This is a genomic window from Saccharothrix sp. BKS2, assembly GCF_047689505.1.
Taxonomy (GTDB): domain Bacteria; phylum Actinomycetota; class Actinomycetes; order Mycobacteriales; family Pseudonocardiaceae; genus Actinosynnema; species Actinosynnema lopnurensis.
Window position 1 is genome coordinate 305,408 of sequence record NZ_JAUQOL010000004.1, and the last position, 18,325, is coordinate 323,732.

The 18,325-nt window shown below is 74.2% G+C and carries 16 protein-coding genes; 7 read left to right on the forward strand and 9 right to left on the reverse strand.

Annotated features, from left to right (window positions below):
• Positions 1-30: 30 nt before the first annotated feature.
• Positions 31-477, reverse strand: a complete 447-nt coding sequence (locus Q5530_RS10080) for a DUF5319 domain-containing protein (protein ID WP_380634936.1) — start codon at positions 475-477, stop codon at positions 31-33.
• Positions 478-543: 66 nt separating this feature from the next.
• Between Q5530_RS10080 and guaB the strand changes: the two genes are divergently transcribed.
• Both guaB and Q5530_RS10090 read left to right on the forward strand, forming a co-directional pair.
• The gene (gene guaB, locus Q5530_RS10085; RefSeq protein WP_380634935.1) at positions 544-2,058 is read left to right on the forward strand and encodes an IMP dehydrogenase; all 1,515 of its coding nucleotides are present in this window, start codon (positions 544-546) and stop codon (positions 2,056-2,058) included.
• A 47-nt stretch (positions 2,059-2,105) separates the two neighbouring features.
• A complete protein-coding gene (locus Q5530_RS10090) occupies positions 2,106-3,239 on the forward strand; it encodes a GuaB3 family IMP dehydrogenase-related protein (RefSeq protein WP_415361910.1) in 1,134 nt (377 codons plus the stop codon).
• A gap of 9 nt (positions 3,240-3,248) precedes the next feature.
• Here Q5530_RS10090 and Q5530_RS10095 read toward each other — a convergent pair whose 3' ends face one another.
• Complete coding sequence (locus tag Q5530_RS10095) at positions 3,249-5,045, reverse strand: hypothetical protein (RefSeq protein ID WP_415361911.1); 1,797 nt, start codon at positions 5,043-5,045, stop codon at positions 3,249-3,251.
• 224 nt (positions 5,046-5,269) lie between these two features.
• Here Q5530_RS10095 and Q5530_RS10100 point away from each other — a divergent pair, with 224 nt between their 5' ends.
• On the forward strand, positions 5,270-6,988 hold the full coding sequence (locus tag Q5530_RS10100; protein ID WP_415361912.1) for an FAD-dependent oxidoreductase: 1,719 nt from the start codon (positions 5,270-5,272) through the stop codon (positions 6,986-6,988).
• An 18-nt stretch (positions 6,989-7,006) separates the two neighbouring features.
• Here the strand turns inward: Q5530_RS10100 and Q5530_RS10105 are convergent, their stop codons facing one another.
• Entirely contained in the window at positions 7,007-8,452 is a 1,446-nt protein-coding gene (locus Q5530_RS10105) for an aldehyde dehydrogenase family protein (RefSeq protein WP_415361913.1), read from the reverse strand.
• Between the two features lie 35 nt (positions 8,453-8,487).
• Positions 8,488-9,198 (reverse strand): aminoglycoside phosphotransferase family protein, encoded by a 711-nt coding sequence (locus Q5530_RS10110; protein ID WP_415361914.1) that lies wholly within the window; start codon positions 9,196-9,198, stop codon positions 8,488-8,490.
• A 51-nt stretch (positions 9,199-9,249) separates the two neighbouring features.
• Here Q5530_RS10110 and guaA point away from each other — a divergent pair, with 51 nt between their 5' ends.
• On the forward strand, positions 9,250-10,809 hold the full coding sequence (guaA, locus tag Q5530_RS10115) for a glutamine-hydrolyzing GMP synthase (protein WP_415361915.1): 1,560 nt from the start codon (positions 9,250-9,252) through the stop codon (positions 10,807-10,809).
• A 73-nt stretch (positions 10,810-10,882) separates the two neighbouring features.
• Here the strand turns inward: guaA and Q5530_RS10120 are convergent, their stop codons facing one another.
• A complete protein-coding gene (locus Q5530_RS10120; RefSeq protein WP_380634921.1) occupies positions 10,883-11,092 on the reverse strand; it encodes a hypothetical protein in 210 nt (69 codons plus the stop codon).
• The gene (locus Q5530_RS10125; protein WP_415361916.1) at positions 11,085-12,383 is read right to left on the reverse strand and encodes a PspC domain-containing protein; all 1,299 of its coding nucleotides are present in this window, start codon (positions 12,381-12,383) and stop codon (positions 11,085-11,087) included. Before Q5530_RS10125 ends, Q5530_RS10120 begins: the two co-directional genes overlap by 8 nt.
• A gap of 111 nt (positions 12,384-12,494) precedes the next feature.
• On the opposite strand from Q5530_RS10125, the gene Q5530_RS10130 reads away from it, so the two are divergent.
• Positions 12,495-13,718, forward strand: a complete 1,224-nt coding sequence (locus Q5530_RS10130) for a PspC domain-containing protein (protein ID WP_415361917.1) — start codon at positions 12,495-12,497, stop codon at positions 13,716-13,718.
• 17 nt (positions 13,719-13,735) lie between these two features.
• Entirely contained in the window at positions 13,736-14,386 is a 651-nt protein-coding gene (locus tag Q5530_RS10135) for a response regulator (RefSeq protein WP_415361918.1), read from the forward strand.
• A 6-nt stretch (positions 14,387-14,392) separates the two neighbouring features.
• Here the strand turns inward: Q5530_RS10135 and Q5530_RS10140 are convergent, their stop codons facing one another.
• From Q5530_RS10140 to Q5530_RS10150, 3 genes are all read right to left on the reverse strand, one after another.
• Positions 14,393-15,769, reverse strand: a complete 1,377-nt coding sequence (locus Q5530_RS10140; RefSeq protein ID WP_415361919.1) for a serine/threonine-protein kinase — start codon at positions 15,767-15,769, stop codon at positions 14,393-14,395.
• Between the two features lie 38 nt (positions 15,770-15,807).
• The gene (locus Q5530_RS10145; RefSeq protein WP_380634914.1) at positions 15,808-16,218 is read right to left on the reverse strand and encodes an SsgA family sporulation/cell division regulator; all 411 of its coding nucleotides are present in this window, start codon (positions 16,216-16,218) and stop codon (positions 15,808-15,810) included.
• A gap of 184 nt (positions 16,219-16,402) precedes the next feature.
• Positions 16,403-17,350 (reverse strand): DMT family transporter, encoded by a 948-nt coding sequence (locus Q5530_RS10150; protein ID WP_415361920.1) that lies wholly within the window; start codon positions 17,348-17,350, stop codon positions 16,403-16,405.
• A gap of 75 nt (positions 17,351-17,425) precedes the next feature.
• Here Q5530_RS10150 and Q5530_RS10155 point away from each other — a divergent pair, with 75 nt between their 5' ends.
• Positions 17,426-18,322, forward strand: coding sequence for a LysR family transcriptional regulator (locus Q5530_RS10155; protein WP_415361921.1), 897 nt, complete (start codon positions 17,426-17,428; stop codon positions 18,320-18,322).
• Positions 18,323-18,325 lie beyond the last annotated feature (3 nt).

An 18,325-nucleotide genomic window follows, 5' to 3' on the forward strand; every position in this document is an offset into this window, starting at 1 on the left:
CGGGCTTCGTCACACCGTCAACAGGCGCTCTCAGCGGGCGCTCTCGGCGGTGGCGCCGTCCGCGTAACCGCGGCAGTACTCCCAGCTCACGTAGGCGGAGGGGTCCGGGTCGTACGCGGGCTCGTGCGGTCGCATCCGACCGTCGGCCAGCAGCTGCTCCAGGCTGGACCTCAGCAGGGCCCAGTCGTGGTAGTGCGGTTCCTGGCACTCGCCGCAGTCCACCACGATGCCCCTGATCGCACGGGGTTCCAGCAGCGCCTGGTACACGGCGAGGTCGCTGAGGTCGCCCACCAGCTCGGCGCGTTCGGCGTCGTCCATCGGCGGGTGCTCGTGGTCGTGCTCGGGTTCGCCGAGCGCCCGGGCGGGGTCGTCCGGGTCACCCGCGAACGGGTCTGGTGGCAACGCGTCGTGCGGCACGACCCCGCACGGTACCGGGCGGACCCCGGACCACGTCCAGATACCATGGGCTGAACCCATCGCCGCCTGTGGAAACCCGATCCGCGGCGGCGGGATCACCGCACGACGGAAGGCAAGCCAGCCGCCATGACCAGCGAGCTCAACGCTGACGGAGTCCCGCCCAAGTTCGCCATGCTGGGACTGACCTTCGACGACGTACTGCTGCTGCCCGCCGAATCGGAGATCATCCCGAGCGCGGTCGACACCGCCACCCGGCTCTCGCGCAACGTCTCCCTGCGCATCCCGCTGGCCTCGGCCGCGATGGACACGGTGACCGAGGCGCGCATGGCGATCTCGATGGCCCGCCAGGGCGGCATCGGCGTGCTCCACCGCAACCTCTCGGTCGACGACCAGGCCCGCCAGGTGGAGACGGTGAAGCGCTCCGAGGCGGGCATGGTGAGCGACCCGGTGACCTGCTCGCCGGAGGACACCATTCGGTACGTGGACGAGCTGTGCGCCCGCTACCGGATCTCCGGCGTGCCGGTGACCGACGACAGCGGCAAGCTCGTGGGCATCATCACCAACCGCGACATGCGGTTCGAGGTGGACCACTCGCGCAAGGTCAGCGAGGTGATGACCAAGGGCCCGCTGGTCACCGCCCAGGTGGGCGTGTCCGCCGAGGCCGCGCTGGGCCTGCTGCGCCGCCACAAGGTCGAGAAGCTGCCGATCGTGGACGGCGACGGCAAGATCCGCGGCCTGATCACGGTCAAGGACTTCGTCAAGACCGAGCAGTACCCGAACGCCTCGAAGGACCCGGACGGCCGGCTGCTGTGCGCCGCCGCGATCGGCGTCGGCGAGGACAGCTTCGCCCGCGCCATGGCGCTGGCCGAGGCGGGCGTGGACGTGATCATGGTCGACACCGCGCACGGCCACCAGCGCAACGTGCTGGAGATGGTCGCCCGGGTCAAGAAGGAACTGGGCGACGAGGTGGACGTGGTCGGCGGCAACGTCGCCACCCGCGCCGGCGCGCAGGCCCTGGTGGACGCGGGCGCGGACGGCGTGAAGGTCGGCGTCGGCCCCGGCTCGATCTGCACCACCCGCGTGGTCGCGGGCGTGGGCGTGCCGCAGATCAGCGCGATCTACGAGGCGAACCTGGCGTGCGCCCCGGCCGGCGTGCCGGTGATCGGCGACGGCGGCATCCAGTACTCGGGCGACATCGCCAAGGCCATCGCGGCCGGCGCGAGCGTGGTCATGCTGGGCAGCCTGCTCGCGGGCACCGCCGAGGCGCCCGGCGAGGTGGTCCTGGTCAACGGCAAGCAGTTCAAGACCTACCGGGGCATGGGCTCGCTGGCGGCGCTGCGCGGGCGCGGCGACAACAGCAAGTCCTACTCCCGGGACCGCTACTTCCAGGACGACGTGCTGTCCGAGGACAAGCTGGTGCCCGAGGGCATCGAGGGCCGCACGCCGTTCCGCGGCCCGCTCCAGCAGGTGGCCTACCAGCTGGTCGGCGGCCTGCGGATGGCCATGGGCTACACCGGCTCGAAGACCGTCGCGGAGCTCCAGGACAAGCAGCTGGTGCGGATCACCGCGGCCGGCCTGAAGGAGAGCCACCCGCACGACATCACGATGACCGTGGAAGCGCCGAACTACACCAGTCGGTGAGCTAAGGTCCACTGGTTTGAGCAGGCACTGCGGAAGGACGACTTAAGGTGCGCGATCTGGTCGAGATCGGTATGGGCCGGACCGCGAGGCGGGCCTACGAGCTGGACGACGTCGAGATCATCCCGTCCCGCCGGACGCGGTCCTCGAAGGACGTCTCGACGGCGTGGCAGATCGACGCCTACCGGTTCGAGATCCCGCTGATCACCCACCCGACCGACGCGATCGTGTCGCCGGGCACGGCGGTCGCGATCGGCGAGCTGGGCGGCCTCGGCGTCCTCAACGCGGAGGGCCTGTGGGCCCGGCACGGCGACGTGGAGGAGGCCCTGTTCCGCCTGGTGCGGGCGGTGGAGGACACCGACGACCCGGCCGCGCCGGTGCGGGTGCTCCAGGAGCTGCACTCCGCGCCGGTCCGGATGGACCTCATCACGGAGGCGATCAAGCAGGTCCGCGAGTCGGGCGTGACGGTGGCCGTGCGGGTGAGCCCGCAGCGGGCCGCCGAGCTGACCCCCGACCTGCTGACCGCGGGCGTGGAGATCCTGGTCGTGCAGGGCACGATCATCTCCGCCGAGCACGTCTCGCGCGACGGCGAGCCGCTGAACCTGAAGTCGTTCATCGCGGACCTGGACATCCCGGTCATCGCGGGCGGTGTCGGGGACTACCGGACGGCGATGCACCTGATGCGCACGGGCGCGGCGGGTGTGGTCGTGGGCTACGGCTACACGCCGGGCGTCACGACCACGGACGCCGTGCTCGGCATCGGCGTGCCGATGGCCACCGCCATCGCGGACGCCGCCGCGGCCCGCCGGGACTACCTGGACGAGACCGGTGGCCGGTACGTGCACGTGATCGCCGACGGCGGCGCGCTGACCAGCGGTGACGTGGCCAAGTCGATCGCCTGCGGCGCGGACGCGGTGATGCTGGGCGAGCCGCTGGCGGCCGCGGCGGAGGCGCCGGCCCAGGGCCTGTACTGGACCGCGGCCTCGGCCCACCCGTCGGTGCCGCGCAGCCACGTGTCCAGCGGCGTGGAGCAGGTGGTCGACCTGCGGAGCCTGCTGTTCGGCCCGTCGGTGGACCCGCGGGGCGTGACGAACCTGTTCGGCTCGCTGCGGCGGGCGATGGCGAAGACCGGTTACTCCGACCTCAAGGAGTTCCAGAAGGTCGGCCTGACCATCCGCGGCTAGCCGCGCGGGTCAGAAGACGTCGGGCACGCCGGGGCAGTGGACGCCCACCACCCCGGCGAGCCGCGCCGGCATCGCGCCGCCCCCGTCCGCGGCGGAGGTGGTCCGGTCCTCGGCGATCCGGACGAGCCGCCCGGACGCGGGATCGGCGGCGTAGGTGACCTCGGTCAGCACGTATTCGGCCGGGCCTGCGGCCGGGGTGGGCGCGCCCGCCCTGACGGTGCTCGTGCGCACCAGCGCGCGGTCGCCGTCCACCAGGCACTCGACGCCGGTCGCCTCGTGGGCCGAGCCGCCCACCACCAGCTCGGCCAGGTCGCCGCCGACGCGGGCGAGCCGGCCGTCCACGTGCTCGAACGCGCCGATCACCACGGAGTGCGCGCCCGTGCCGGTCGGGACCAGCACCTCGGCCCGGCCGTCGCCGGTGAGGTCGGTGGCGCCGATCCAGCGGGGCACGCCCAGGTCGACGGTCGCGGGCAGGTCGAGGTGCTCCTCCCGCCCGTCCGCGAACGCGACCTCCAGCCGGGCCGAGGCCGTGCCGCCGGCCCAGGACTGGACGGCCGCGAGCCGGTCCGCCGCCCCGTCGCCGTCGAGGTCGCCGCTGGTCGAGGCGAGCTCGTAGGCGCCGCCCGTGCGGGACAGGCACACCGGGTCCGCCGGGTCGCACAGGTGGGCCAGGACCTCGTCGGAGCCGGGCGGCCGGAACCCGGGCGCGGTGATCGACCGCACGCCCGAGGCGATCGCGGTGCGGCGCCCGCCGCGTTCGAGGACCAGGGACGCGCCGTCGCGCGGCGCCCCGGGCAGGCGCGTGACCAGCTTCGAGCCGCTGCGCAGGTGGAGCGAGCCGAGCGTCGGCTCGGCCGACACCTGGACCCACCTGTTGCGCTCCAGCAGCCACTCGCCGGTCGTGGGGGCGAGGGCGGAGGTCCCGTCGCACACCCCGGCGAGCACGGCGGCCCGCAGGCGGTGCGCCGGGTCCCACCACAGCGACAGGACGTCGGTGGCGGTGGTCCGGGTGTCGGCCGGGGTGGCGGCGCTGAGGTCCGTGGGCACGGTCGACCCGGCGGCGGGCAGGGCCGCGAACACCTCGGCCGCGCTCCCGCACCGGTCGTCGCGCCCCCGGAAGGACCCGGCGACCGCGTAGGCGGTGTTGCCCGCCCCGTCGACGGCGGCCGCGACCGGGCCCCGGCCACGCAGGTAGGGCTGCCCGGAGCGGTCGCGCCGGGTGGCCGCGACCGAGCCGACCGGCGTGGTCGACCCGTCGGCCCGCACGCGGAACCAGCTCTCCGCGCCGGTCGGCCCCACCCCGCCGAGCAGCACCTCGCCGCCCGTGCCGGAGAACAGCTCCACCCGGTCGAGCGGGGGCAGCCGCACGGGGACCTCCGCCGGCTCGCCGCCGCTGCCCGGGTCGAGCGCGAGGAGCCCGGTGAACGGGCCGTCGGTGCCGGTGCCGACCAGCAGCGTGCCGCCGCCGGGTGCCGCGACGCCCGTGCACCCGTCGCACCGCGCGGAGCGGGTGTTCCCCGACCGGGCGTCCACGGTGACCAGCCGGCGGATCGCCCCGGGGGTGTCCGGCGCGCCCGTCGAGGTCAGGAACGCCGCGTGCCGCCCGTCGTCGGTCCACACCACGGGGCCCACCCGCGCCGCCCGCTCCTCCCGCCACCGGGTGACGACCCGTTCGCCCCGCATGACCACCACCTCGTCGGCGGTCGCGTAGGCGTAGGACCCGTCGTCGGGGGCGGGCGCGCCGGCCGGCGAGGACGCGGCCGCGACCAGTGCGACGGCCGCGGCGAGCCCCCGACCGGGCCTCACCGGGGGTACCGCGCCCTGCCGAACCCGATCTGCACGGTCCGCTCGCCTTCCTCGGCCGGTGGGTCGTGCACCAGGATGCCCGTCGCCGGCCTCCTTGACCACGCGGACGTCGGCGACGACCGGGGCGGGCGCACCGCCACCGAGCCGACCCCCGGTGCCGGTGTCGTCGGGCTGAACCGATGAAGAACTAGCTGTTACCCGGGGTAACCCCTAATCTCCCAACCATGGGTGAACTCGCCGGTAACAACACCGACTACGACGTCGTCGTGGTGGGCTCGGGGTTCGGCGGCAGCGTGGCCGCGCTCCGGCTCACCGAGAAGGGCTACCGGGTGGCCGTCGTCGAGGCGGGCCGCCGGTTCGCCGACGACGAGTTCGCCAGGACGTCGTGGAACCTGCGCCGCTACCTGTGGGCGCCCCTCCTGGGCTGCTACGGCATCCAGCGCATCCACGCGCTGCGCAACGTCATGGTGCTCGCGGGCTCCGGCGTCGGCGGCGGGTCGCTGGTGTACGCCAACACCCTGTACCGGCCGCTCAGGCCGTTCTACACCGACCGCCAGTGGGCGCACATCACCGACTGGGAGGCCGAGCTCGCCCCGTTCTACGACCAGGCGAGCCGGATGCTGGGCGTGGTGCAGAACCCCACCACCACCCCCAGCGACCGGGTCATGCGGCAGGTCGCGGAGGACATGGGCGTGGCCGACAGCTACCGCCCGACCCCCGTGGGCGTGTTCTTCGGCGAGCCCGGCGAACCGGCCGAGGACCCGTACTTCGGCGGCGCCGGCCCCACCCGCACCGGCTGCACGGAGTGCGGCGCGTGCATGTCCGGCTGCCGCGTCGGCGCGAAGAACACCCTGGTCAAGAACTACCTGTACCTGGCCGAGCGCAACGGCGCCGAGGTGCTGCCGCTGACCACGGTCACCGACCTGCGCCAGGCCCCCGACGGCACCTGGGCGATCGGCACCCGCCGCACCGGCGGCAGGCTGCGCCGCGGTCGCCGCACCATCACCGCGGACCAGGTCGTGCTCGCCGCCGGCACCTGGGGCACCCAGCAGCTGCTGCACCGGATGCGGGCGACCGGCGCCCTGCCGCGCCTCTCGCCCAGGCTGGGCGAGCTGACCAGGACGAACTCCGAGGCGATCATCGGCGCGGGCCGCCTCACCGTGGACGAGGAGCGCAACTTCAGCCAGGGCGTGGCCATCACCTCGTCGATCCACCCGGACGAGCAGACGCACATCGAGCCCGTCCGCTACGGCAAGGGCAGCAACGTCATGGGCCTGCTCCAGACCCTGGCCACCGACGGCGCGAAGTCGACGCCCCGCGTGCTCCAGTTCCTCGCCCAGGCGGTCCGGCACCCGGTCCGCCTGGCCCGGCTGCTGTCGGTGCACCGCTGGAGCGAGCGGACGGTGATCCTGCTGGTGATGCAGAGCCTGGACAACTCCATCACCACCTACCTGAAGAAGGGCCTGTTCGGGCGCGGGCTGTCCTCGAAGCAGGGCCACGGCGAGCCCAACCCGGCGTTCATCCCGGCCGGCCACCGGGCGAACCTGCTGGCGGCCGAGCGCATCGGCGGCATCCCGGGCGGCACCTGGGGCGAGCTGTTCAACATCCCGCTCACCGCCCACTTCATCGGCGGCTGCCCGATCGGCTCGGACCCGGCCTCCGGCGTCATCGACGCCTACCACCGGGTCCACCACTACCCGACCCTGTCGGTCGTCGACGGCGCGGCGATCTCGGCGAACCTGGGCGTGAACCCGTCGCTGACCATCACCGCGCAGGCCGAGCGGGCGTTCGCGCTGTGGCCGAACAGGGGCGAGCCGGACCGGCGGCCCGACCAGGCGGCGGGGTACCTGCGCCTCGCGCCCGTGGCGCCGGGGAACCCCGCCGTGCCCGCCCACGCCCCCGGCGCGCTGCGGCTGCCGATCGTGGAGGTGAGGTCGTCCTGAGGCCGCCCCGGAGCCGGTTCAGAGGCTGATGCCGGTGAGCACCAGGGTGCGCTCCTCGGTGAAGTCCTCCATGGCCGACCGCACGCCCTCGCGCCCGGTGCCCGAGCCCTTCACCCCGCCGTAGGGCATCTGGTCGGCCCGGTACGAGGGCACGTCGCCGATGATCACGCCGCCCACCTCCAGCTCGGCCGCCGCCTCGAAGGCCACCGCCACGTCCCGGGTGAACACGCCGGCCTGCAACCCGTAGTCGGTGGCGTTGGCCCGCTCGAACGCCTCGGCCACGGAGTCGACCACGGACACCGCGAGCACCGGCCCGAACACCTCCTGGTGCCACAGCCGCGCCGAGGGCGGCACGTCCTGCACCACGGTCGGCTCCACCGTCGTCCCCGACCGGCCGCCGCCCACGTGCAGCACCGCACCGCCGGCCACGGCCTCGGCCACCCACTCCTCGACCCGCCGCGCGTTGTCCTCGTCGATCAGCGGCCCGACCTCGACCTCCGGGTCGTGCGGGTCGCCGGTCCGCAGCGACCGCACCGCCGCGACCAGCTTCGGCACGAACTCCTCGGCGACGTCCCGGTGCACCAGCACCCGCTGCACCGCGATGCACGACTGCCCGGCCTGGTAGTTGCCGAACGTGGCGATGCGCGAGGCGGCCAGGTCCAGGTCCGGCCAGTCCGGGCACACGATCGCCGCCGAGTTGGACCCCAGCTCCATGACGACGTGCTTGCGCGGCGCGCCGTCCATCAGCGACCACCCGACCGAGGTCGACCCGGTGAACGAGATGACCGGCAGCCGCTCGTCGGTGACCAGCGCCTTCATGTCGCCGCCGCGCACCGGCAGCACCGAGAACGCGCCCTCGGGCAGGTCCGTCTCGGCCAGCAGCTCGCCCAGCATCAACGCGGACAGCGGCGTCGCCGAGGCGGGCTTGACGATCACCGGCGCGCCCACCGCCAGCGCGGGGGCCACCTTATGCGCCACCAGGTTCAGCGGGAAGTTGAACGGGGCCACGGCCAGCACCGGCCCGCGCGACACCCGCCGCACCACCGCGAGCCTGCCCTCGCCGGTGGCGTCGGTGTCGAGCCGCTGGAGGTCGCCGGTGAACCGGCGCGCCTCCTCGGCGGCGAACCGGAACGTGTTCACCGCCCGCTGCACCTCGACGCCGGCCCACTTCAGCGGCTTGCCGTTCTCGGCGGTGATGATCTCGGCGATCTCCTCGGCCCGCTCGGCGAGCGCCTGCGAGACCTGGAGCAGCGCCTTGGCCCGCACGTGCGCGGGCGTGCGCCGGAACTCCTTGGCCACGGCCGCCGCGGCGGCGACCGCGCGTTCCACCTGCTCCGGTCCCGGCACCGCGACGGAGGCGACCTCCGTGCCGTCGAACGGGTGGTGCACGGTGATGGCCTGCACGCCCTGCTCGGCGTGTCCGGCGATCCAGCAGGGCCGTGGCTCGGGGGTGGTCGCGTCCATGGGGATCACCGTATGCCCGTACGGCGTGCTCGGCGCTATCGATCTTGGAAGTGCGCCCGTACGTACGCCGCGTGGCCCAGGTAGTGGGTGTCGTGCCCCTCCGCCCGCTGCCGGTGGAACTCCGGCAGCCCGCGGATCATCGCCACCATGTCCTCCAACCGGGCCAGCACCCGGGCGCCCAGCCCGGTCGCGGGCATCCCGTAGGCCGCGCAGAACAGCTCCGCCCGCCGCCGCTGCTCGTCGGGCGTGCCGAACTCCGGCGAGAACGGCACCAGGCAGTACGCCGTGTACGCCACGTCCCACCACCGCGGCCCCGGTCGCGCGGTGTCGAAGTCGATCACACCAACGGGTGATCCCCGGCGGAACACGACGTTGTACGGCGCCAGGTCGTTGTGGCAGATCACCTCGACCGGCTCGACCGGCGGGAACCGCCAGCCCTCCCGCAGGTGCGCCAGGCCCGCGCTCGCGTCGTGCAGCCGGCGGGCCAGCCGCGCCACCTCGACCAGCACCCGGTCCGAGCGCAGCGCCGCGGGCAGCGGCGGGTGGGCCACCTCACCCTCCAGGTAGGACAGCACCTCCCGGCCGCGCTCGTCCACGCCGTGCGGCACGGGCGAGATCCCCAGCGGCGCAAGGTGTTCCAGCAGGCGGTGCACGTTGGGCGTCCACGGGCCGGTCGGCCGCCGCACCGTGGCGCCGATCCGCACGACCTCGTTCAGCCCGCCTCCGGTGAGCAGTTCCCCTTCCACGCATGACATCCTTCACCTGCGCGGACCCGCCGGACGAGAGGTTTTCCCCCAGTGGTCGAGAGCAGCAACCGCCCTGTGCTGGTAGTCGACTTCGGCGCGCAGTACGCGCAGCTGATCGCCCGGCGCGTCCGGGAGGCGCAGGTCTACTCGGAAGTCGTGCCGCACACCACCCCGGTGTCCGAGCTGGTGGAGCGCGACCCGGTGGCCATCGTGCTGTCCGGCGGGCCGTCCAGCGTCTACGAGCCGGGCGCGCCGCAGGTCGACCCGGAGCTGTTCGACGCGGGCGTGCCGGTGTTCGGCATCTGCTACGGCTTCCAGGCCATGGCCGGGGCCCTCGGCGGCACGGTGGAGCACACCGGTACCCGCGAGTACGGCCGCACGGAGCTGGGCGTCGAGCACTCGGGCGGCCTGCTGCACGACGAGCTGCCCGCCAAGCACCCGGTGTGGATGAGCCACGGCGACTGCGTGACCAAGGCGCCCGAGGGCTTCACCGTCACCGCGACCAGCGAGGGCGCGCCCGTGGCCGCCTTCGAGGACCGGGAGCGCCGGTTCGCCGGCGTCCAATATCACCCGGAAGTGGGTCATTCGCCCCACGGCCAGGAGGTCCTGCGCCGGTTCCTGCACGACATCGCGGGCATCCGCCCCCGGTGGACGACGTCCTCGATCGTGGACGAGCAGGTGGCCCGCATCCGGGAGCAGGTCGGCGACGGCAAGGCCATCTGCGGCCTGTCCGGCGGCGTGGACTCCGCGGTCGCGGCGGCCCTCGTGCAGCGCGCCATCGGTGACCGCCTGACGTGCGTCTTCGTCGACCACGGCCTGCTGCGCGCGGGCGAGCGGGCCCAGGTGGAGCGCGATTTCGTGGCCGCGACCGGCGTCAACCTGGTCACCGTGGACGCCCGCGAGCGCTTCCTGGACGCGTTGCGGGGCGTCACCGACCCCGAGCAGAAGCGCAAGATCATCGGCCGCGAGTTCATCCGGGTCTTCGAGCAGGCCGAGCGCGACCTCAAGGCCGAGGGCGACTACGGGTTCCTCGTGCAGGGCACGCTGTACCCGGACGTGGTCGAGTCCGGCGGCGGCTCGGGCGCGGCGAACATCAAGAGCCACCACAACGTGGGCGGCCTGCCGGACGACCTCCAGTTCACCCTGGTGGAGCCGCTGCGCGCGCTGTTCAAGGACGAGGTGCGCCGGGTCGGCGCGGAGCTGGGCCTGCCCGAGACCATCGTCCAGCGCCAGCCGTTCCCGGGGCCCGGCCTGGGCATCCGGATCATCGGCGAGGTCACCCAGGAGCGCCTGGACATCCTCCGCAGGGCCGACGCGATCGCCCGCGAGGAGCTGACCACCGCGGGCCTGGACCGGCAGATCTGGCAGTGCCCGGTGGTCCTGCTCGCGGACGTGTGCAGCGTCGGCGTCCAGGGCGACGGCCGCACCTACGGTCACCCGGTGGTGCTGCGGCCGGTGTCCAGCGAGGACGCCATGACCGCCGACTGGACCCGCCTGCCCTACGAGGTGCTGGAGCGCATCTCCACCCGCATCACCAACGAGGTGAACGAGGTCAACCGGGTCGTGCTGGACGTGACCAGCAAGCCGCCGGGCACCATCGAGTGGGAGTGAGCGCACGGTGAAGGGCCCGTCCACCAGGACGGGCCCTTCGCCTTCCGCACCCCCGTGCGTCCCCCGGACCGGGCTACCCCCGCCGGCGCACCGACCCCGCCAGCAACCCGATCCCGATCACCATCGCCCCCCCGGCCAGCGCCCACCTCAGGTCGAGGAACTCCGGCCACGCCGCCCCGTCCGACAGCACGTAGGCGGCGGCGACCAGGGCCGCGACCCCGAACACCAGGCCGACCACGTCCACGCCCCGCTTCTCCACGCACCGGTGCTCCTGGTCAGCCACGGCTCACCTCCACCTCTCCCACGTCGCTGCGCACGTCCAGTTCGATCCTCAGCCCGCCGGGCCCGTCCGGGCCGTCGTCGTCGATCCGCTGGACCGCGTCCTTGCCGTCCGACTCCCGCCCCAGGCACCGCACGCTCCCGAGGTCGGCCCGGCACGTCACGCTCACGTCCGCGCCCTGCGGCACCCGCACCCGGGCGCTGCCCAGGCCGACCTCGACCTCCGTGCGCACCGTGCCGGTGCCCGGCAGCCGGGTCAGGTCCAGGTCGACCTCACCGACCCCCGAGTCGTACCGGCCCTCCACCTGCTCGATCGACGTCGGGGCGTCCCGGGTGCTGCCGACCCGGTCCGACCGGATGCCGTCGAAGTCGGCCGCGGTCGCGGCCACGCCGATCACCGACAGCGGCACGACCAGCCAGATCAGGCCGCGCCCCCCGCCGCCGCGCAGCGCGCCGAACACCAGGCCCGCGCCCAGCACGGCCACCACCAGGCCGAGGGTGTGCGCCTCGTCGAACCACGACCACTCCCGCGACACCGCCGCCGCGGTGGCCAGCACGATCAGCGCCAGCGCGAACGTCACCGTCCCCACCCGCGACCGCCGCCGCGCCGGCCGGTGCGCCGCGGGCGCCTGCTCGACGTCCGCCGCGGGCTCCGGCAGGTCCCACGCGAACGGCGCCGCGCCCAGCGGGTCCCACGCGGGCGGTGTCACCCGTCCGTCCCGCTGCTCCTGGAGCGCCGGCCCGCCGACCGGGTCCACCCCGTCCGTGCTCGCCGCCACCGAGCCCATCCCCACCGAGCCCATCCCCACCGGGCCCACCCCCACCCCGTCGAAGGCCGGGGCGGGCGCCGGGACCGCCTCCGGCCGGTTGAACTGCCCGCGACCGCGGTGCAGCAGGTAGATCCCGCCCACGGACAGCAGCACCCCGCCGACCATGGTGAACCCGCCGTCGACGAACACGCCGGTCGCCGGCACCACGGCCAGGCCCAGCAGCACGGTCAGCGGCGTCGGCGTGGCGCTGCGGCCCCGGCCGAGCAGCGCCTCCGCGGGCGACACCTCGTCGTCGGCCTGCGCCAGCCACAGCCAGCCCAGCAGGTAGACGAGCACCCCGGCGCCGTTGCACAGCGCCATGGCCACGAACGCGACCCGCACGATCACCGGGTCCACCTGGTACCGCCGCGCGATACCGGCGGCCACCCCGGCGATCTTGCGACCGTCGTGGGGCCGCCTGGGCCTGCTGGCCCAGAAGTCCTTCAACGTCTCCTCGACGTTGGCCGCGTTGATGTTCCCGCTCACGGTGACGAGCTTGCTGGAGCCGGGGGGTCGCGCACATCCGGGACCCACCCTGAACCCGACATGGGGTGGAACCCTGATGACCGGCCCTCGGGGGCGTGTGACCCTGTGGGGGTGAGCGTGGAGACGAAGGCCGTCAAGACCGTCGAGCCGGTGCGCCGCAGGCGGACCGGCCGGGTGGTCGCGGGCGTGGCGGGCGGGGTCGCGGACCACCTCGGCGTCGAGGTGTTCTGGGTGCGGGCGGTGTTCGCCGCCCTGACCGCGCTCAACGGCGTCGGCGTGATCGCCTACGGCCTGCTGTGGCTGTTCGTGCCCCAGCACACCGCCGGCGGCCCGGAGGGGCCCTCGAACCCCCGGGAGCGGCAGCAGGCGCTGGGCCTGGTCGCCCTGGGCATCGCCGCGGCCGTGCTCACCGGCCTGTTCTCCGGCCCGGTGAACGGCTGGATCGCCGGACCGCTCGCGGTGGCCCTGGTGGGCGCGGCCGTGGTGTGGCGGGAGGCGGACGAGGCGCAGCGCCGCCGCTGGCGGGACGGCGCCAGGTCCGGGTTCCTCGGCACCGGGCGGACCACCGCGGTGCGCGTGCTGGCGGGCGTCGCGCTGGTCGCCATCGGCATCGGCGTGCTGCTGGTCAACAGCTACGGCATCGACCAGCTGCGGTTCGCGCTGCTGGCGGTGGTGGCCACGCTCGGTGGCGTGGCGGTGCTCACCGTGCCGCTGTGGGTGAGGCTGATCAACGACCTGGGGGAGGAGCGGCGGGCCCGCATCCGCACGGAGGAGCGCGCCGAGATCGCCGCCCACCTGCACGACTCGGTGCTGCAAACGCTTGCGCTGATCCAGAAGCAGGCCGAGCGGCCGCGCGAGGTCAAGCGGCTGGCGCGGGGCCAGGAGCGGCAGCTGCGCGAGTGGCTGTACGGGCGGGTCGTGGAGGAGAACGACCTGCCCACCACCCTGTCCGTCGCGATCGCCAAGGCGTCCGGCGAGGTGGAGGACGCGTTCGCGCTGGTGGTGCAGCAGGTGGTGGTGGGCGACTGCGAGCTGGACCCCAACCTGCACGCGCTGGTGCAGGCGGCCCGCGAGGCGGTGGTCAACGCGGCCAAGCACGCGGGCGTCGCGGAGATCAGCGTCTACGGCGAGGTCGAGCCCGAACGGGTGACGGTGTTCGTGCGCGACCGGGGCAAGGGCTTCGACCCGGACACCGTCCCGGAGGACCGGCATGGCCTCGCGGACTCGATCCGGGGGAGGATGGACCGGCACGGCGGCGAGGTCCGCGTCCGCACCGCACCGGGTGAGGGCACGGAGGTGCAGCTGATGATGCCGAGGAAGACAGCGGACAAGTGAGGGACGGGGGCCGAACCGTGGCCGTACGGGTGTTCCTGGTGGACGACCACGCGCTGTTCCGCGCGGGGGTGCGGGCCGAGCTGGACTCGATCACCGACGAGGTCGAGGTGGTCGGTGAGGCGGGCTCGGTCGGCGAGGCCGTCGTGGGCATCGCCCACCACCGCCCGGACGTGGTGCTGCTGGACGTGCACATGCCCGACGGCGGCGGCGCGGAGGTGCTGCGGCAGGTCCGCACGTCGCTGCCCGAGGTGGTGTTCCTGGCGCTGTCGGTGTCGGACGCGGCCGAGGACGTCATCGCGGTCATCCGCGCGGGCGCCCGCGGCTACGTGACCAAGACCATCTCCAGCCAGGAGCTGGTGAAGGCGGTCGTGCGGGTCGCGGAGGGCGACGCGGTGTTCAGCCCGCGCCTGGCCGGGTTCGTGCTGGACGCGTTCGCCGACCGGCCCGGCGCGGCCCCGATCAGCGACCCCGAGCTGGACCTGCTGACGCCGCGCGAGCGGGACGTGCTGCGGCTGCTGGCCCGCGGCTACGCGTACAAGGAGATCGCGTCCGAGCTGTTCATCTCGGTGAAGACGGTCGAGACGCACGTGTCGAGCGTGCTGCGCAAGACGCAGCTGTCCAACCGGTACGAGCTGTCCCGCTGGGCGTCGGACCGCCGGCTCGTCTGAGGAGGTTCAGCCGACCGGGGGAACGGTCGGGCCGGGCAGCTCCTCGGCCGCCACGATCCTCGGCCGCCCCTCGTAGTGCTCGACCCGCAGCAGGTAGGTCCCGGTGCTCTCCACCCCGCCGCGCACGAACGTCACCGCGACGTGCACCCAGACCCGCGCGGCCTCCTCCCGGACCTGCACCAGCTCCGCCCGCACGTCGTCGTACCGGCCCCAGAACGCCTGGTACTCCTCCGGTGACTGGCTGTAGGACGGGGTGAGGTTGTCGTAGGCGACCCCCGGGTCCTCGGGCAGCAGGTCGTAGTGCCCCTGGACGAGCGCCACCGCGTCCTCCACGGCGACCCGCGGCAGGGAGGCGGGCTGCGCGTGCTCGCCGGCCCGGCCGCCGGTCCCGTCGGGCAGCATCGACATGGCCGCGACCGACGCCGCGCCCGCCACCAGCACGATCGCCGCGACCAGCGGGGCGAGCCACCGGCGCCGGCGCGGGTGCTCCACCGCGCCCTCCAGCTCGACGGGGCCCTCCTCCGCGCGCGCCGCCGGCTCCTCGGTCCGCTCCGGCTCCTCCGGTGCTTCCGCCGGGAGCTCGGCGAGCAGCCGCACGGCCCCCTCCGCGGTCGGGCGGCGCTCCGGGTCCGTGTCGAGCATCCTGGTCAGCAGGTCGGTCAGCGCGCCCGCCCGCGCGGGCGGCTCGACCCTGCCCGCGGCGGCCCGGTACAGCAGGCCGAAGCTGTTGTCGGAGGTCCCGTACGGCGACCGGCCCTCGGTCGCCGCGTACAGGGTCGCGCCGAGGGAGAACACGTCGGAGGCGCTGCTCGGCTGCTCGCCGCGCGCGACCTCGGGCGCGAGGTACGCCGGGGTGCCGGTGATCATGCCGCTGTCGGTGAGCGTGCCGTCCCCCGCGGCGCGCGAGATGCCGAAGTCGGTGAGCTTCACCGTGCCGTCGTGGCCGATGAGCACGTTCGACGGTTTCACGTCCCGGTGCACGATGCCCGCCGCGTGGGCCGCGGCGAGCGCGGCGGCGAGGTGGCAGCCGATCAGGGCCGCCTCGTCCGGGTCCAGCCGGCCCCGTTCCGCCAGCAGGGCGGCCAGGCTCCGCGAGGGCAGGTGCTCCATGACCAGCCAGGGCCGGTCGTCCTCGACCACCACGTCGAAGACCGAGATCGCCCCGGGGTGGTGCAGCCGGGCGGCGTTGCGCGCCTCGCGCATGGCCCGCGCCCTGGCCGTGCCGGCCTCCTCGGGCGTCAGGTCGGGCAGGCGCAGCTGCTTCACCGCGACCTCGCGGTCCAGGAGCTCGTCCCGGGCCCGCCAGACGACGCCCATGGCGCCGCTGCCGATCCGCTCGACCAGCGCGTACCGACCGCCGACCATCCCCCCGGCCTCCGTCACGGGTCAGAGGGTAGGCGACGGACGGGCGGGCGCCGCCGTCAGTTGGTCGAGACGAGCTTGGCCAGTTCGCGGTCGAAGTCGATCCACAGGTCCTCCTCGCCGGGCTGGACCACGTCGTAGGTCAGGTCCAGGAACTCGGCGATGTGCTCGGCCTCGGCGGACAGGATGGCGAAGCCCGTGGGCGCGTTCAGCTCCAGCAGCACCCGCTCCGGGTCGTCGGCGGCCGGGCGGATGAGGATGTCGCCCTCGCCGGAGGGGGTCAGCAGGCCGTCGGCCAGCAGGTCGCGGGCGAAGATCCACTCCACCTTGCCCTGTCCGGTGTGGAACAGGACGGCGACCGCGTACGGGTCCTCCGGTTCGTAGTGCAGCTCGGCCTCCACGGGTGCCGGGGCGATGCCCGGGACGAGGAGGTGGAACGTCGTCGTGGTGGTGATGCTCTCGGTGCTCATGGCTCTGGGGTTCCCTCCTGGGTCGAGTCCTTTCATCTGAGGAGACGTCCGAAGGGGCGTTCCAGGACGCGGTTCGCCTGAACACCACGCGATCGGGGGAGACCTGCGTCGCAATACCACCCATTTGCCCAGGAGGCATGTCTCAACTGGACTGTACCGACGAGTAACCCAGTGTTACCGCAGGTCACTTGAGCGTAGTCAGGGTGACCGGGGTCACCGGCACGGCCGCCGTCACGGCCACCGGGGCGGGCGCCGGCGCGGGCCGCCGCCGGGTCAGCGCGACCCCCACGAGCACCACCGCCATGCCGATCACCACCCGCACGCCGATCGCCTCGTCCAGGAACACCGCGCCGAGCAGGACGGAGACCACGGGCAGCAGGTAGCCCACGGTCGTGGCGTTGGTCGCGCCCTCGTCCTCGATGATCCGGTAGTTCAGCACGAACGCGACGCCCGTCCCGAACACGCCCAGGACCGCCACGGCCGCGAGCGGGGCCCAGGACGCGTGCACCGGCTGGAGGCCGCCCACCGGCACCGCCAGCCCGGTCAGGCCCGCCGCGCCGATCAGCTGCGTGGAGGAGATCTGGACGGGGGTCAGGCCGCGCCCGGAGATCGTGCGGCCGATGTAGGCGTAGCAGACCGCGTAGGACGCGGCGGCGAGCAGGCACGCCAGTGCGCCCCAGCTGGCCAGCCCGGCCCGCTCCCACGGCGCGAAGATCAGCAGCACGCCGACGAAGCCGAGCGCCAGGCCGACCAGCCGGGCCGGGTTCCGCTGCCGCTCGGTGCCCAGCGCCAGGCCCAGGCCCAGCGCCCACAGCGGCGTGGTGGCGTTGAGCACCCCGGCCACGCCGGAGTCCACGGTCTGCTCGCCCACCGCGAACAGGGCGAACGGCACGGCGCTGCCGAACACCGCGGCGACCAGCAGGTGGAGCCGGGAGCGGCGGTCGGGCGGCAGCCGCTGCCCGCTCACCCGCAGCACGACGAGGAGCACCAGCGCGCCCAGGAGGCTGCGCGCGAAGGCGATCTGCACGGGGGAGAGCCCGGTGAGCGCGATCTTGATCCACAGGAAGCTCGAACCCCACAGGAGGGCGAGCGCACCCATCCTGACCAGCGTGCCGGAACTGTTCACGTCCACACCCTGAGCCTCGCGAAGCATCAGGACAAGTGAATAGAACTGCACGACCGTTAAGCGCAGCTGTAAGGTCCGTCCATGTTGGACGTGCGACGGATGCAGGTGCTCCGGGCCGTGGTGACCACCGGCTCCATCACCGCCGCGGCGGTGAACCTCGGGTACACGCCCTCGGCGGTCAGCCAGCAGGTCGCGGCCCTGGAGAAGCAGGCGGGCCTGCCGCTGCTCGACCGCGTCGGGCGGGGCGTCCGGCCCACGCCCGCGGGCCGGCTGCTCACCGAGCACGCCGCCCGCATCACCGACCGGCTGGCCGAGGCCGAGGCCGCGCTGGCCGACCTGCGGGCGGGCCGCACGGGGCGGCTGCGGGTGCGCTACTTCGCCACCGCGGGCGCGGCGCTCGTGCCGCCCGCCGTGGCCGCGTTCCGCCGGTGCCACGCCGACGTGCGGCTCGACCTCAAGCTCACCGGGCCCGACGACCCCATGGCGGAGCTCCAGGCGGGCCGCGCGGACGTGGCCATCGTGGTCCGCGGGCGGAACGCCGAGCCGCCGCGCGGGGTGCGCGTCGTGCACCTGCTCGACGACCCGTACGTGGCGGTGCTGCCGCGCGGCCACGAGCTGGCCCGCAAGCGCGTGCTGGACCTGGCCGACCTGTCCGGGCAGCCGTGGGTGGACGCGGTGGTCGCGCCCGGCGCGTGCCGGGACGTCGTGCTGGACGCCTGCGCGGCCGCCGGGTTCGCGCCGAACGCCGTGGTCGAGGCCGACGACTACCCGACCGCGCAGGGGTTCGTCGCCGCCGGGCTCGGCGTCACCATCGTGCCCAGGCTCAGCCTGGACGTCGTGCACGCCGGCGTGGTCGTGCGCAGGCTGCGCCACCCCGAGCCGACCAGGACCATCGGCGCCGCGGTCCGCGAGGACTCGGCGGGCGCGCCCGCGGCGGCCGGCCTGCTGGCCGCGCTGCGGGACGCCGCGAACCGCTGAGCG